A 14,427-nucleotide genomic window follows, 5' to 3' on the forward strand; every position below is an offset into this window, starting at 1 on the left:
CTCGTTCTACGAATGGTCGGTGCTCAACGCCAGCTCCCAGCTCGCTTCGATATCCGCCTGCAGCGCCTCCACCTTCGCCGCCGCGTATGCCAGCGCATCGGAGCCGAGCAGTTGGCGCAGCGGGCCGTCGCCGCGCTCGACCAGGGCGATGATGGCGGCGGCGCCGCGGACCGGGTCGCCGAGCTGGGTGCCCGGCATGGCCAGGTGCTGCTGGGTCATGTCGCGGATGGACTCGTAACCGTCGGCGGTGGCGGTGGGCAGGGCGAGCGAGTCGGTGGTGAGGAAATCGGTGCGGAAGTAGCCGGGCTCGACCAGGGTGACGCGGATGCCGTGCTCGGCGACCTCGCCCGCCAGCGCCTCGGTCAGCCCCTCCAGGGCGAACTTGCCCGCGGAGTAGAGCCCCCAGCCGGGCACCGTGGTGAGGCCGAGGACCGAGGAGATGTTGACGATGTGGCCGCGGCGGCGGGCGCGCAGGTGCGGGAGGGTCGCGCGCAGGACGTTCCAGGCGCCGAAGAGCTGGATGTCGAACATCTGCCTGGCGTCGCGGTCGGGGACCTCCTCGACGGCGGCGAGGTAGCCGTAGCCTGCGTTGTTCACCACCGCATCGATGCTGCCGAAGCGGTCCAGGGTGCGGTGTACGGCGGCGCTGACCTGGTTCTCGTCGGCGAGGTCGACGGTGAGGGGGAGCAGGCGGGTGGTGTCGGTGCCGGCGAGGGCGGTGTGCAGGCGGTCGGCGGAGCGGGTGGTGGCGGCGACGTTCTCGCCGCGGGCGAGGAGCTGCTGCACCAGTTCCAGGCCGAGGCCGCGGGAGGTGCCGGTCACGAACCAGGTTGCGGTCATCGTTCGTTCCTTCGGATCGGTGTGTGCTTCGACGGGACCTACTCTGCTCGCTGTCGGTGCTGCTCAGGGCTGCAAAACTGGTCCGGCGCGACCTGGGACGCGGCAACGTAGGACGCGGCGACCCAGGCGGCGCGGGCGCGTTGCGGGGAGACTCGATGCCATGGGTGAGGTGAACCGGGAGCTGGCCGATTTCCTGCGGCGCGCTCGTGCGCAGATCGATCCCGCGCGGGCCGGGCTGCCCGCCGACGATCGGGTTCGGCGGGTGCCGGGGTTGCGGCGCGAGGAGGTCGCTCGGCTGGCCGGGGTGTCGGCGGATTACTACACTCGGCTGGAGCAGGGGCGGCGGATCACGCCGACGGCGGGCGTGGTCGACGCCATCGCCCGCGCGCTCGATCTCGATGCGGCGGGGCGGGAGTATCTCGGGCAGTTGATCGGGCGGCCGAGTACCGCCGGGCGGCGGAGTGTGCCGGTGCAGCGGGTGCGGCCAGGGATGTACCAGTTGCTCGAGGCGCTGGACGGGGTGCCCGCACTGGTGCTCGGGCGGCGGTCGGATGTGCTGGCGAGCAACTGGATGGCGCACGCGCTGTTCGCCGATTTCTCGGCTATGCCGGTTCGGGAGCGGAATTACGCGCGGTGGATGTTTCTCGGTGCGGAGCCGCGGGAGTTGTTCGTGGAGTGGGAGACGCAGGCTCGGGCCGCGGTGGAGAGTCTGCGGTTGGAGGTGGGGAACAATCCGGAGGATCGGGCTGCGCTCGAATTGGTCGAGGAGTTGAGTGCGGCCAGTGGGGAGTTTCGGCAGTGGTGGGTCGAGCATCGGGTGTTGCAGCGGACTCACGGGTCGAAGAGGTTGCGACATTCGGTGGCGGGGGAGCTGACGGTTCAGTACGAGACGTTGACTCTGCCGGGGGACTCCGATCAGACGCTGTACCTGTACACGACCGAGCCGGGAAGCTCGTCGCAGCAGGCTCTGCGCATGCTGGCCAGTTGGTCGATGGCGAGTGGCACTTCGTGATCAGATGAGGTCGGGCGGGAGCGCCAACGACGGGACGAGCGTCGTCAGGTCGACCAGCTCGATATGTGAGCCGTGCTTGCGGGTGAAATCGGCGACGGTGTGTTCGCTCGCTGGTCCGAAGCGTTCTTCGAATCGGGCTCTGGTGTGCGGGGACGATCGGCCGAGCGCCCATTCGATCGTCGTCCTGGACGTTGTCAGAAAGTGGATGGGAAGCGTGCCGACGACGAACAGTTGGGCGCGCCTATCACTTTTGTCGAGCGCCAGGTGAACGAGGTCGGCGACGACGCCTCGCTTGCGCATGGTGTCGGCGCCCTTCCACTGCGCGACCTTGAATTCGGCTATTCGCCGGTCGGTTTCGAGGTCGAAGGGGCGCGACGGGTCGTTGCCCGCTCCCAGGGACGGCCGTTGCACGACCACTTCGCCGGGTTCGAGGATGACCGGGAGCACGCGGGCGATGACGGTCGCGTGGATGACGTCGCTGAGGCGGCCGACGTGTGCGCGCACGGCCAGCGCGGCGTCGAGGAGGTCGTCGCTGAATCCGTAGTCGGTGATCACCGTGCTGCTCGTGGTGGAATCGGCGTGCTGGAGGGCGGTCTCCGCGTCGGCGAGGTGCAGCGTCAGGTTGCGGTCGGTGAGGAACGTCAGCAGTGTCGCGAACGATTCGGCCAGTTGGATGCTGCTCGTCGCGTCGTCGGCCGGTTCCGTGTGGACAACCTCGGCCGAGGGAGGTGTGTAGACACTGGTGGTCAGGCCGGACTTGCGCAGCTCGGCGAGGGCGCGGTGCGAGGTGAACGCCGAGCGCGGCAATCCGGTGATGAGCTGGTAGACCTGCTTGGGCGGGTAGCGCTTGTCCGCGACGACCACCCAGTGCTCGCGGATCGGTTCGGGCGTGATCTCGCTGATTGCCTCGAGCGGCAGAGGTCCGATCGCTTCCTCCATGCCGGAGAGGATTCACCAGGTCGGCGGCAGCGGCAAGGAGTAGCTGACGAGCGACCTCCGGGGACGTCTGCGCGGCCTACCGGACGGACCCGCGATCCGGCGCTAGCCTGAGATATGGACGCTGTCACGGTTGTCCCCACCCCGGCCAACGAGCCGATCCACACCTACGCCCCCGGCACCCCGGAGCGCGAGCGCCTCCGCGCGAAACTCACCGAGATCGCCGAGCAGCAGGTCGAGATCCCCCTTGTCGTCGGCGGCAAGCACCGGCCGGGCACCGGGACCAGGCACGAAATCGTCACTCCGCACCGGCACAGCCACGTGCTCGGCAGCTACACCGACACCACGCACGAGGAAGCCCGTTCGGCCATCGACGCCGCGCTGGCCGCGGGCCCGGCCTGGCGCGCCCTCCCGTTCGACGAGCGCGCGGCGGTCCTGCTGCGCGCCGCCGACCTGCTGGCGGGCCCGTGGCGGGAGACCCTGGCCGCGGCGACCATGCTCGGCCAGTCCAAGTCCGCGCAGCAGGCGGAGATCGACGCACCGTGCGAGCTGGTCGACTTCTGGCGGTTCAACGTCGCCTTCGCCCGCGACGTCCTCGCCCAGCAGCCGGAGTCCAGCCCGGGGACCTGGAACCGCATGGACTACCGCCCGCTGGAGGGCTTCGTCTACGCCATCACCCCGTTCAACTTCACCGCCATCGCGGGCAACCTGCCCACCGCGCCCGCGCTCATGGGCAACACGGTGGTGTGGAAGCCGTCGCCGACGCAGACGCTCGCCGCGTTCTACACGCTGCAGCTGCTGGAGGAGGCGGGGTTGCCCCCGGGGGTGATCAACCTGGTCACCGGGGATGGGCAGGCGCTCTCCGAGGTCGCGCTCGCCGACCCGAATTTGGCGGGGATCCACTTCACCGGGTCCACGAAGACGTTCAAGTACCTGTGGCAGCAGGTCGGCCAGAACCTGGAGCGGTATCGCGGGTACCCGCGGTTGGTCGGCGAGACCGGGGGGAAGGATTTCATCGTCGCGCACCCGTCGGCCGACCCGGCCTCGCTCGCTACCGCGCTGGTCCGCGGTGCCTTCGAGTACCAGGGACAGAAGTGCTCGGCGGCCTCCCGCGCCTATATCCCGCGCGCACTCTGGGACACCATGCGGGACGACTTCCTGCACACCACAGCCGGCCTGAGCTACGGCGACGTCAAAGACCTGACCCACTTCGGCGGGGCGCTGATCGACCGCCGCGCCTACGACAAGAACGTGGCCGCGCTGAACAGGGCCCGAGAAGCAGGGATCGAAATCGCGGTGGGCGGCACCGCCGACGACACAGAAGGGTACTTCGTGCAGCCGACCGTCCTGCTGGTCGACGACCCGCGCGACGAGGCCTTCGGCACCGAGTACTTCGGCCCGATCCTCGCGGTCCACGTCTACGACGACAATGCCTGGCCGACCGTCCTGGACCAGGTGAACGATGCCGCGCCGTACGCCCTCACCGGCGCCGTCTTCGCGCGCGACAGGCAGGCGATCGACCAGGCGAGCACCACACTCCGATACGCGGCGGGGAACTTCTACGTCAACGACAAGCCGACCGGCGCGGTCGTGGGTCAGCAGCCGTTCGGCGGGGCGCGCGGCTCGGGCACCGACGACAAGGCGGGGTCGCCGCTGAACCTGCTGCGCTGGGTCGCGCCGCGGACGATCAAGGAGACCTTCGTCCCGCCCACCGACCACCGCTACCCGCACATGGGCACGCCGTGAACCCACTGCGGCCGGTGATCCTCGCGGCGGCGGGCTCGCCGCGGCTGGCGAAGGCGGTCACCACGGTGCCGATCACGGCGGCGGTGGTGCGGCGCTTCGTGGCGGGCGCCGACCGGGCCGCGCTGCTCCCGGTGCTGCGGGAACTGCTCGCCGACGGGCGGCGGGTCAGCGTCGACTTCCTCGGGGAGAACACCACCGACCCGGCGCAGGCGGATGCGGTCGTCACCGAGTACCTGGCGTTGCTCGCGGACCTGGCGACGTTGGCCGACGCGCCCGGCACCGAGCTGGGCCCCGAGTGGGCGGTGCCGCTGGAGGTGTCGGTCAAGCTCTCGGCGCTGGGCCGGGCGCTGCCCGAGCCGAAAGCGGTCGATCGGCTGCGCACCATCTGCGCCGCCGCCGAGCGGGCGAACATCTGGGTGACCGTGGACGCCGAGGACCACACCGCCACTGCGGGCACCCTCGCCGCCGTGCACGCCCTGCGCCCGGAGTTCCCCTGGCTCGGCGTGGTCCTGCAGTCCTACCTGCACCGCACCGAGGCCGACTGCGGCAGCTTCACCGACGCCAGGGTCCGGCTGTGCAAGGGCGCGTACAACGAGCCGCCCGAGGTCGCCTTCCAGCACAGCGCGGAGGTCACCGACTCCTACCTGCGCTGCCTCGACGTGCTCATGAACGGCGCCGGCTACCCGATGGTGGCCAGCCACGACCCGGTGCTGGTCGAGGCGGCCATCGGAGCGGGCCGAACCCGCTACGAGCACCAGATGCTCTACGGCGTGCGCGATCTGGAGCAGCGCAGGCTGGCGGCGGAGGGCCGGGCGGTGCGGGTCTACGTGCCGTACGGGACCGAGTGGTACGGCTACCTGACCCGCCGCTTGGCCGAGCGCCCGGCCAACCTCGGGTTCTTCCTCCGAGCCCTGGTCAGCCGGAGCTAACTCACACCAGCGGCTTGCCGAACCTGCGGCGCAGCCGGAAATCGGCCAGGTAGAAGTTCATCGGGAAGAGGCGCAGCGCGGTCGGCAGCTTGCGCTGGCTCGCGCCGATGGCCCGCATGAGCAGCGCGAGCCGCTGTTCCTCGCGCTCCGACCAGGTCATGCCCATCTGCTCGCGGAGCCGGGGCGGCAGCAGGCCGGTCACGAGGAAGCGCTGGACCGGGGCGAACAACCGCAGCGGCTTGGGCAGCATGTGCAGGTCGATGAGGGTGTCGAAGTACTCGCGGGTGCGGTCGTCGATGCTGCGGGTGGCGAGCCCGGCCTCCCAGTACTCGGCGAAGGCGGCGCGGTCGGCGGGCCACATGTCGGGGCGCATCTGCAGCGAGGTGCCGAGCCGGGCGGCGAAGCGGTAGAAGGTGTCGGCGGTCTCGTCGTCCCACTCGCCGTGCAGCCTGCGCTCGATGTCGACGACGCCGTAGTAGAGGCAGGCCGCGACCCAGAGCTGCAGATTCGGGTCGAAGGCGTTGTACTTGACCGGGCTCTGCTTCGACGAGCGGATGGAGCGGTGCGAGGTGTTGACCGCCTCGCGGTAGGCGGCGCGCTCCTCCTCGGTGCCCATCAGCGCGACCGCCAGGTAGGTGAGCGTGGTGCGCAGCCGCTTCAGCGGGTGCATCATCACCTTGCCCGAATCGACCGAGCTCTCCAGCACACCGTAGGCCACCGGGGCATGGCTGAGCTGCATGATCACGTTCGCGGTGCCGCCGATGAAGGCGCCGGTGCCGGTCCAGCGCGCAGCCATGTCGAAGTCGTCGACCGGGCTCGGCGCCGGGGCGGGGAGCTGCGTCGCGGGAGCGGGCATCGTTGCCGACCTTCCGTGAGAGGATTCAGCGATAAACTTCTCATCCTCTCGTAAAGCTGTCAATTCGGGCTGCAACCATGCGATGCTGGGGCTGTCATCGTTTCGCGGATGGATAGGGTGGCCACATGGCGAAGCTGACCCGACTGCTGCATCTGGTGCGGTCCGCGGGCCCGGAGGACCGTAACCAGACCCGGGTGCTCGACGCGGCGCTCGTCGCCTTCCTCGACTTCGGCATCAAGCGGACCAGCATGGTCGAGGTGGCGCGGCGGTGCGGGCTCTCGCTCGCCACGCTGTACCGGCGTTTCGCCAGCAAATCCGATCTCATCCAGGCCGTCGGGTTGCGGCAGGCTCGGCAGTTCGTTGAGGACGTGGATGCGGCGCTGCAGCGGCAGGTGGACCGGGACGCGGGGGCCGAGGATCAGATCGTCGAGCTGTTCGTGGTGTTCCTGGAGGGGTTGCGGGGGAACAAGCTGCTGGATCGGCTGCTGCAGACCGAGCCGGAGATCGTGCTTCCCTACCTCACCGTGCAGGGGGCGCCGGTGATCGAGCTGGGGCGGGACTACCTGGTGGAGTTCATCGGGCGGTTGCAGCGGGAGGGGAAGTTGCCGGAGTACGACCCGGCGCCCATCGCGGAGATGATCGCTCGCACTTCGCTGTCGCTGGCATTGACGCCGCAGACGGTGATTCCGTTCGAGGATGAGTTGGCGGTGCGGAAGTTCGCTCGGGATCACATAGCGGTGTCGTTTCGGGTTCCGGGGCGGTTGGTGGAGGGCTGAGGCGCCGATCTGTGATCTGGACCACCCCGGGGGTGGCTCCGGGAACCGGGACGGAACTCGGCGCATCTAATCCTGTAGTGACGCAGCGAATTTGATTGTGTCGCTCCGGCGGGGGAGGGGTTTCGCGCCGGTTCGTCTCGAAGGGTGGGAATCGCAGTGAAGTACTCTCTGAAATCTGCTGCGGCGGCTGTGCTCGCGGTGGCGGCGCTGTCGGCCGGAGCTGCGATCGAGGCACAGCCTGCGGGCGCAGCTCCCGTCGGTGTCGTCCTGCAGCAGAAGGCTCCGAAGGGCGCGCAGTTGTCGGCCGAGGAGCAGGCGGCCATCGACAACAAGGCGGCCGGTCGCCCGTATGACCAGGCCGCTTACAACCGGGCGATGCAGAAGATCAAGCAGGCCGAGAAGTACGAGGGCGAACGCAATAAGCAGAAGCGCGGACGCAAGTAGCCCGACACCAGAGGGGATCGCCATGCCGACCACCGGCTACCGGACACTGCATTTTTCCCAGGCCAACAGTGCGGGTGCGGGTCAGGGGGACGTACCCGCCCTGCTGCGTGCCGTCGCGGCCACGATCGAAGACCTCGGTCCTGTCACGGTCGCGGACCTGATCTTGCACAACGAGATCACTGCTGACGGTGATTGGCCGTCGATCACGGTCTACTACAACGTGGCCGAATCCGAATAGGTCCGATGCCGGGGCCGTCGAGGTAATTATCGGTCGGCCCCGCCTCTGATCAGCGGCTATCCGTGTTTGTGGCGAATCGCGTGCCCTGAGGGGTGGGCACGCGTTCCGTCCACGTGGAACCGGGGGTGGCCTGCGCGCGTCAGTACTCGGTGAGCAGTAGTTGCCGGTGGAGGGAGTGACGGTGTCGGAAGCCGAGGACGCGGTCCTGCGGGTGGTGCCCGCGGAGGTGGTCGATGCCGGGCAGTACGTGCAGCAGACCGCTGATGCGTTGATCGGTGGTCTGCGCACACTCGACGGCGAGGTGTCTCGCCTGCTCGACGGCTGGAAGGGGAGTTCGGCCGACTCGTATCGGGCGGGATGGACCGAGACCCGGCAGGGTGCGCTGACGGTGCTGGAGTCGCTAGCGGCGATGGCCGAGTTGCTCGGGGTGAGCGCTGATCGCTTCACCCAGCAGGAGCAGACGAATACCGACGCCATCGGCAAGCTCGAGATCTGAGGAAGCGCTATGGCTGACGATTCTTTCCGTGTCGATCTGAACGAACTGGACGCGGTGACCGCCCGGGTCGCCGGCTTCATCGGCTTTCTCTCCGACAGCCTGTCCGGGTTGGAGCAGCGGATGGGCAAGCTGCAGCAGAACTGGGAGGGGGAGACGGCTGCAGCGCAGGATCAGGCATATCGGCAGTGGGCGACGGGGGCTACCGATGTGGTCGAGGGGATCGAGGTCATGCGGCAGGCCGCGGTCGATGCGCACGGGCGGTACACCGCCGCCATTGACGCGAACCTGAGGATGCTGGGACGGAAATAGCTGGTGACGGTCATCGAGGAGCGATCGCGCAGTTCGGATGCCTTCGTCAGGCTGGCAGCCATCGAGACGCTCGGTGCTTGCCTACCCGAGCCCGCAGCCTTCGATCGGCTCGGAGAGCTGCTGGAGGACGAGACCGTAACCGCGGAGGTCGACGCGGCCGAAGCCTTGGTCCGGGGAGCCGGGTTGCGTGGGCTGATTCGAGTTCTCGAGGAGCTCGGCCGGCGCCGTGACGATCCCGACACCGACTACATGGCCTACATGCTCTCCGACCTCGATGCTGCCGGGGATTGGCCGGTGCTCGAGGAGGCAAGTCGGATCGCATCCGCCGACATGACAGAGAATGTGGCGATAGGACTGGAGAATTTGCGCGTTCTACGGGGCAAGTGACCCCAACCGCGGGGTAGCCCGTGATTGCGACAAAACGCAGATCGGCGGCGTCGTCGATGAATCTGGGGAGTAAGTCGTGAGCGCCCACCACGAGATTTTCGCTACTGCCGATGGTGCCGGTGTTCCGGCCGCCATCGAACGGGTGATCGGAGTCGACGGCCGCGTCGAGGGGTCTTCCGGTGGAGAGGTGCACTACACCGTGGGCTTCGACAACGCCTTCGTCGACGTGGCGCTGTCGCATGACTACGACGACGATCAGGGGATCGAATTCAGCGGATTCCCGCTGGTGCTCACGGTTCGGGATCGAGAGTCGAGCCAGCAGCAGGAGGAGGCCACGGCGCGTCGGATCTTCCAGGCACTGCGAGCGACCGGTCTCTTTCATGCGTTCCTGGTCTACAACCTGCAGCAGAAGCTTGACCAGTTCTAATTCGCGATCGGTACCGGCGACCTCCCCAAGACAACCCGGGCGCGGAGGCGCCGTCGCCCTCGTGCAGTCCGCACTGGACGAGTACCAGATCACTATGGAGTGGACGGAACAGATGGCATTTGGAGGTCGAACTTCGCTGTGCGAGCTGAACTCAAGGGCGTCGTGAGTCCCGACGCCGACGTGCGGACGCTGGACGGGCGCCTGGAGTCGCTGCTGGTGCAACTGATGATCGGTCCCGCGCAGGGGCCGGGAGAAGAATCGTTCGATGCCATAGCGTGCACTCCCGGTTGGCGGGCGCGCTCGGTCGATCCGGATGACGCCGAACAGAACAGGTACCTCATCGTTCTGGACAGGGTGGATCTGGCGTCGATCGAGGCGTATGTGCGTGAGTTCTTGGAGACCTTGGAGCGGCCCACGTGGATCGAACTCGCTGCCGAGCTCGATCAGATCGGCAAGTGGGAGTTCCTCGACTACCGCCCATGACGCAGGTGGAGACGAAGCGTTGTCGGCCGCGCTCGCGGCCGCCGGGGCTCGGGACTCACACCAGCGGCAGTCCGTGCTTGCGCCGGAAGCGCAGGTCGCTGAGGTAGATGCCGAGTGGCAGGCGGCGCACCGAGTAGGGGAGAGCGTTGTCGACGTGGCCGAGGAGGCGGAGGGTGCGGGAGAGGAGCCATTCGTCGCGGGACGTCCAGCGCAGGCCCATCTGGTCGCGGATATGCGGGGGGAGCATGCCCGCCACGAGATAGCGGTGCGGGCGGGCCAGCAAAACCTGGACTGGCGTCGGGAGCATCTTGAGGTCGACCAGGTCGCGGAGGTAGGCGCGGACGGGTGGGGAGACGGTGGTGGCGGCGAGGTTCTCGGCCCAGTAGCGGTCGAAGGCGGCGCGGTCGGGGGGCCACATCTCGGGGCGGACCTGGAGGGTGGTGCCGAGGCGGGCGGCGTACTGGTAGAAGGCGTCGGCCTCCGGGCCGGCCATGGGGCCGTGGAGGCGTTCGTGCAGGTCGGCGAGGCCCCAGTAGAGGCAGGCGGCTACCCAGAGCTGGAGGCGGACGTCGAAGGCGTTGTACTTCACCGGGCTCGCGGCGGTGGAGCGGACCTGGCGGTGCGAGGTGTTCACCGCCTCGCGGTAGGCGGCGCGCTCCTCGTCGGTGCCGAGCAGGGCGACGGCGAGGTAGGTCATGGTGGTGCGCAGCCGTTTGATCGGGTGGATCATGACGTTGCCGCTGTGCACGGTGCTCTCCAGCACGCCGTAGCCGACGCCGGGGGCGGCGAGCTGCAGGATGACGTTGGGGGCGGCGGCCAGGCCGCCCGCCACCACCGGAAGGAAGGCGGCCACCTCGAAATCGGCCGGTGCGGCGGGGGTTTCGGGCGGTACGGGGGCAGGTCGGCTCACGGCGACCTCCGATCTCGACGGTGAGACGGATACACACCCACGGTTTCACTGTTTCGCGAACCGTGTCAACGAGTCCCGTGAGTGGTGACCGATCTGTGATCAGTAGCGTGGTGGGGTGCTGCTGCGATCGCTGAACCCGGCCGCCGTCGCCGCCGGCGACGACCTTCCGGATGCCGTGACCATTGCGGGGGAGACGCTGTCCCGCTCCGATCTGCTCGGTGCCGCCACCTCGGTGGCGGAGCGGGTGGCGGGGGCGGGGCGGGTCGCGGTGCTGGCGCGGCCCACGCTCACCACCGTGCTCGCGGTGACCGGGGCGTTGCTGGCGGGGGTGAGCGTGGTGCCGGTGCCGCCGGACTCCGGGGCCGCCGAGTTGCGGCACATTCTCGGGGACTCCGGGGCGCGGGCCTGGTTGGGGGATGCGCCCGACGGGAGCGAGCTGCCGCGGATTCCGGTGCGCAGGCACGCGCGGTCCTGGCATCGGTACGCGGAGCCGGACCCGGCGGGGATCGCCTTCGTGCTCTACACCTCGGGGACCACCGGGGCGCCGAAGGGGGTGCTGCTCAGTCGGGGCGCGATCGCGGCCGGGTTGGATGCGCTGGCCGAGGCGTGGGCGTGGACCAGGGACGACACGCTGGTGCACGGGCTTCCGCTGTTCCACGTGCACGGGTTGATTCTCGGGCTGCTGGGTCCGCTGCGGGTCGGGAGTCGGTTGGTCCACACCGGGAAGCCGACGCCGGAGGCGTATGCGGCGGCGGGCGGGACGCTGTACTTCGGGGTGCCGACGGTGTGGTCGCGGATCGCGGAGGACGAGGAGTCGGCGCGGGCGCTGGCGGGCGCTCGGTTGCTGGTCTCCGGGAGTGCGCCGCTGCCGGTGCCGGTGTTCCACCGGTTGCGGGAGCTCACCGGGCAGGCGCCGGTCGAGCGGTACGGGATGAGCGAGACCATGATCACGCTCTCCACCAGGGCTGATGGGGAGCGCAGGCCGGGGTGGGTCGGGGTGCCGGTGCGCGGGGTCGAGACCAGGCTGCTGGACGAGCAGGGGGGCGAGGTGCCGCGGGACGGGGAGAGCATCGGCAGCCTGCTGGTGCGGGGGCCGATGCTCGGGGACGGGTACCTGAATCGGCCGGACGCCACCGCGGAGAGCTGGAGCGCGGACGGGTGGTTCCGGACCGGCGATGTGGCGGCGATCGACGCCGACGGGTTCCATCGGATCGTCGGGCGGGAATCGGTGGATCTGATCAAGTCCGGTGGGTACCGGGTCGGGGCGGGGGAGGTGGAGACGGCGCTGCTCGGCCACCCGGAGGTGGCCGAGGTCGCGGTGGTCGGGCTGCCGGATGCCGATCTCGGGCAGCGCATCGTCGCCTTCGTGGTGCCGCGGGGCAGCGCCCCGAGCGAGGCGGAGTTGGTGGCGCATGTGGCGACGGAGCTGTCGAACCACAAGCGGCCGCGGGAGATCCGCTTCGTCGAGACGCTGCCGCGCAACGCCATGGGGAAGGTGCAGAAGAAGCAGTTGAGTTAGTTGTGCGCGTGCAGCGCCGAGTTCAGCTCGATCCCGGTGCCGGTGCGCGAGACGACCTCGACCGCCCCCGACTGCGAGTTCCGGCGGAACAGCAGGTTCGGCTGACCGCTCAGCGCCGCCGCCTTGACGACCGTTCCGTCCGGCGTGGCGACCTTGGTGCCCGCGGTGAGGTAGAGCCCCGCCTCGAGCACGCAGTCGTCGCCGAGCGGGATGCCGAGCCCGGAGTTGGCGCCGAGCAGCGAGCGGGCGCCGACCGAGATCACGGTGGTGCCGCCGCCGGAGAGCGTGCCCATGGTGGAGGCGCCGCCGCCGACGTCGGAGCCGTCGCCGACCACGACGCCCGCGGAGATCCGCCCCTCGACCATGGAGGTGCCGAGCGTGCCGGCGTTGAAGTTCACGAAGCCCTCGTGCATGACGGTGGTGCCCGCGGCCAGGTGCGCGCCGAGCCGGACCCGGTCGGCGTCGCCGATCCTGACCCCGGTGGGCACCACGTAGTCGACCATGCGCGGGAACTTGTCGATGCTGTAGACGGTCACCGGGCCGCGGCTGCGCAGCCGGAGCCGGACGGTCTCGAAGCCCTCGACCGCGGCGGGGCCGTGGTTGGTCCACACGACATTGGCGAGCAGCCCGAACTGGCCGTCCAGGTTCAGCCCGTGCGGCTGGACCAGGCGGTGCGAGAGCAGGTGCAGCCGCAGGTAGACGTCGTGCGCGTCGACGGGCGGGGCGGAAAGGTCGGCGATGGTGGTGCGCACGGCGACCACCTCGACGTCGCGGGCCTCGTCCGGGCCGAGCAGGGTGGCGTACTCGGCGGGCGGGGCGTCGAGGCGCTCGGTGCCGGTGCTGTCGAACGTCCCCAGCTCGGGGGCCGGGTACCAGGTGTCCAGAACGGTCCCGGACGAGGTCACGGTGGCGATGCCGACTGCTGCTGCTCCCTGAGTGCTCACGTCGAGAGAGCGTACCGATCGCGTCCGTGGCGTGGTGCTGCCACGTCGGCCGAGCGCGCGACCAGGGCCGACCGCAGCTTCCAGATGTCGGCGCCGCAGGTCGGGTCGAGCCCGGTGAACTGCGCGATCCGCTTGAGCCGGTGGTCGACGGTATTGGCGTGGATGCGCAGCTGCCTGGCGGTGAGCTGGCGATTGAAGTCGTTCTCCAGGTGGGTGCGCAGCGTGGTCAGCAGCTCGGGGTGCTCGTCCAGCGGGTTCAGGATGGCGGCCAGGCAGTCGCGGGCCGGGCCGGGCCTGGTGAGCTGGAACTCCAGCGCCATCCGCTCGAAGCGGTGCAGGCCGCCGCGGGTGCCGATCAGCGTGACGGTGTCGAGCAGCTGGTGGGCGCGGTCGGCGGCGTCGGGGACGAGGTGGCGGTCGGCGACGACGACGGTCGCGGTGATCGGCACCGCCGCGGCCGCGGTGAGCTCGGCGACCAGCGCGTCGAGGGCGGCGTCGGTGACGGCGTGCGCGGGCAGCAGGACGGTGCCGCCGTCCACGCTGAGCAGCGCCAGGGTGGACGGCCCCGCGTGCGCGGCGAGCGCGGCCTGGAGGCGGCGCAGGGTGCGCCGGACCACCACGTCGCCGTCGAGCGTCGGGTCGGCGGCGTCGGGGTGGGTGGGGATGTGCAGGGCGAGCACGGCGTACCGCTCGGCGGGCTCGATACCGCACTCGCGCGCCATGGTGCTGGTGGAGTAGCCGCCGAGCAGCGCGGAGGCGAGGGTGTGCACGGCGGTGTGGTGGTCGGCGGCGTCGGAGCGCAGCTCGCGGACGTAGGCCATGCTGATCGCGGTGGTCATCCGGTCCAGCGCGGTCAGCATGGCGCGCATCCCGGCCACCAGGCTGTCGTAGTCGTCGGGGTGCACCTCGCCCGCGGTGCGGCGCGCGGCCACCAGGTCCAGCCCGATCCGGTAGCCGGAGTGCGCGGCGTGCAGCACGGTGTCGATCGGCGTTCCCTCCCTGGCCCAGCCCGCCGCGGCGTGCTGGATCCAGTCCAGGTGCTCGGTGGTGTCGTCGCCGTCCACGGTGGCCAGCGCGGCCGCCAGGCACTGCCTGGTCAGCGCGGTGATCGCGTCGGGGGCGTCGAGCGAGGCGACTTGGAGTAGTTCACGTTCCGGCAGGGTGATGGTCACGGC

The 14,427-nt window shown here is 69.7% G+C and carries 18 protein-coding genes; 12 read left to right on the forward strand and 6 right to left on the reverse strand.

The genetic code is table 11. The features are described 5' to 3' along the window. Positions 1 to 6: 6 nt before the first annotated feature. Positions 7 to 840 carry an SDR family NAD(P)-dependent oxidoreductase gene (locus ACFUUZ_RS12110; protein WP_378695270.1) on the reverse strand — a complete coding sequence of 278 codons (834 nt, stop codon included), beginning with the start codon at positions 838 to 840 and terminating at the stop codon, positions 7 to 9. Between the two features lie 160 nt (positions 841 to 1,000). On the opposite strand from ACFUUZ_RS12110, the gene ACFUUZ_RS12115 reads away from it, so the two are divergent. Then, positions 1,001 to 1,852 (forward strand): helix-turn-helix transcriptional regulator, encoded by an 852-nt coding sequence (locus ACFUUZ_RS12115; protein ID WP_378695272.1) that lies wholly within the window; start codon positions 1,001 to 1,003, stop codon positions 1,850 to 1,852. On the opposite strand, the gene ACFUUZ_RS12120 is transcribed toward ACFUUZ_RS12115, so the two are convergent. Continuing rightward, complete coding sequence (locus ACFUUZ_RS12120; RefSeq protein ID WP_378695273.1) at positions 1,853 to 2,791, reverse strand: hypothetical protein; 939 nt, start codon at positions 2,789 to 2,791, stop codon at positions 1,853 to 1,855. Between the two features lie 114 nt (positions 2,792 to 2,905). Here ACFUUZ_RS12120 and pruA point away from each other — a divergent pair, with 114 nt between their 5' ends. Together pruA and ACFUUZ_RS12130 are read left to right on the forward strand one after the other, a co-directional pair. Further along, positions 2,906 to 4,534 (forward strand): L-glutamate gamma-semialdehyde dehydrogenase, encoded by a 1,629-nt coding sequence (gene pruA / locus ACFUUZ_RS12125; protein ID WP_378695275.1) that lies wholly within the window; start codon positions 2,906 to 2,908, stop codon positions 4,532 to 4,534. Then, positions 4,531 to 5,463: a proline dehydrogenase family protein gene (locus ACFUUZ_RS12130; RefSeq protein WP_378695277.1), complete on the forward strand. Its 933-nt coding sequence runs from the start codon at positions 4,531 to 4,533 to the stop codon at positions 5,461 to 5,463. Before pruA ends, ACFUUZ_RS12130 begins: the two co-directional genes overlap by 4 nt. A gap of 1 nt (position 5,464) precedes the next feature. On the opposite strand, the gene ACFUUZ_RS12135 is transcribed toward ACFUUZ_RS12130, so the two are convergent. After that, on the reverse strand, positions 5,465 to 6,319 hold the full coding sequence (locus ACFUUZ_RS12135; protein ID WP_378695279.1) for an oxygenase MpaB family protein: 855 nt from the start codon (positions 6,317 to 6,319) through the stop codon (positions 5,465 to 5,467). 125 nt (positions 6,320 to 6,444) lie between these two features. On the opposite strand from ACFUUZ_RS12135, the gene ACFUUZ_RS12140 reads away from it, so the two are divergent. The 8 genes from ACFUUZ_RS12140 to ACFUUZ_RS12175 all read left to right on the forward strand — a co-directional run bounded on the left by ACFUUZ_RS12140 (position 6,445) and on the right by ACFUUZ_RS12175 (position 9,879). Beyond that, the gene (locus ACFUUZ_RS12140) at positions 6,445 to 7,095 is read left to right on the forward strand and encodes a TetR/AcrR family transcriptional regulator (RefSeq protein ID WP_378695281.1); all 651 of its coding nucleotides are present in this window, start codon (positions 6,445 to 6,447) and stop codon (positions 7,093 to 7,095) included. A 156-nt stretch (positions 7,096 to 7,251) separates the two neighbouring features. Then, complete coding sequence (locus ACFUUZ_RS12145) at positions 7,252 to 7,539, forward strand: hypothetical protein (protein WP_378695283.1); 288 nt, start codon at positions 7,252 to 7,254, stop codon at positions 7,537 to 7,539. 22 nt (positions 7,540 to 7,561) lie between these two features. Continuing rightward, positions 7,562 to 7,777 (forward strand): hypothetical protein, encoded by a 216-nt coding sequence (locus ACFUUZ_RS12150; protein ID WP_378695284.1) that lies wholly within the window; start codon positions 7,562 to 7,564, stop codon positions 7,775 to 7,777. Between the two features lie 181 nt (positions 7,778 to 7,958). Further along, entirely contained in the window at positions 7,959 to 8,273 is a 315-nt protein-coding gene (locus ACFUUZ_RS12155) for a WXG100 family type VII secretion target (protein ID WP_378695286.1), read from the forward strand. Between the two features lie 9 nt (positions 8,274 to 8,282). After that, complete coding sequence (locus ACFUUZ_RS12160) at positions 8,283 to 8,582, forward strand: WXG100 family type VII secretion target (RefSeq protein ID WP_378695287.1); 300 nt, start codon at positions 8,283 to 8,285, stop codon at positions 8,580 to 8,582. Positions 8,583 to 8,585: 3 nt separating this feature from the next. Continuing rightward, the gene (locus ACFUUZ_RS12165; RefSeq protein ID WP_378695288.1) at positions 8,586 to 8,969 is read left to right on the forward strand and encodes a hypothetical protein; all 384 of its coding nucleotides are present in this window, start codon (positions 8,586 to 8,588) and stop codon (positions 8,967 to 8,969) included. Between the two features lie 76 nt (positions 8,970 to 9,045). Continuing rightward, complete coding sequence (locus ACFUUZ_RS12170) at positions 9,046 to 9,396, forward strand: hypothetical protein (RefSeq protein WP_378695290.1); 351 nt, start codon at positions 9,046 to 9,048, stop codon at positions 9,394 to 9,396. A 138-nt stretch (positions 9,397 to 9,534) separates the two neighbouring features. After that, on the forward strand, positions 9,535 to 9,879 hold the full coding sequence (locus tag ACFUUZ_RS12175; RefSeq protein ID WP_378695291.1) for an Imm8 family immunity protein: 345 nt from the start codon (positions 9,535 to 9,537) through the stop codon (positions 9,877 to 9,879). Between the two features lie 55 nt (positions 9,880 to 9,934). Here ACFUUZ_RS12175 and ACFUUZ_RS12180 read toward each other — a convergent pair whose 3' ends face one another. Then, positions 9,935 to 10,789 carry an oxygenase MpaB family protein gene (locus ACFUUZ_RS12180; RefSeq protein ID WP_378695293.1) on the reverse strand — a complete coding sequence of 285 codons (855 nt, stop codon included), beginning with the start codon at positions 10,787 to 10,789 and terminating at the stop codon, positions 9,935 to 9,937. A 115-nt stretch (positions 10,790 to 10,904) separates the two neighbouring features. On the opposite strand from ACFUUZ_RS12180, the gene ACFUUZ_RS12185 reads away from it, so the two are divergent. Continuing rightward, a complete protein-coding gene (locus ACFUUZ_RS12185; protein WP_378695294.1) occupies positions 10,905 to 12,308 on the forward strand; it encodes an acyl-CoA synthetase in 1,404 nt (467 codons plus the stop codon). On the opposite strand, the gene dapD is transcribed toward ACFUUZ_RS12185, so the two are convergent. Further along, positions 12,305 to 13,252: a 2,3,4,5-tetrahydropyridine-2,6-dicarboxylate N-succinyltransferase gene (dapD, locus tag ACFUUZ_RS12190; RefSeq protein ID WP_378695295.1), complete on the reverse strand. Its 948-nt coding sequence runs from the start codon at positions 13,250 to 13,252 to the stop codon at positions 12,305 to 12,307. The genes ACFUUZ_RS12185 and dapD overlap by 4 nt on opposite strands. Beyond that, positions 13,249 to 14,424 carry a PucR family transcriptional regulator gene (locus ACFUUZ_RS12195; protein WP_378695297.1) on the reverse strand — a complete coding sequence of 392 codons (1,176 nt, stop codon included), beginning with the start codon at positions 14,422 to 14,424 and terminating at the stop codon, positions 13,249 to 13,251. The genes dapD and ACFUUZ_RS12195 overlap by 4 nt, the downstream gene beginning before the upstream one ends. Positions 14,425 to 14,427 lie beyond the last annotated feature (3 nt).

Origin of the sequence: Nocardia sp. NPDC057353, assembly GCF_042667085.1 — a bacterium.
Taxonomy (GTDB): Bacteria; Actinomycetota; Actinomycetes; order Mycobacteriales; family Mycobacteriaceae; genus Nocardia.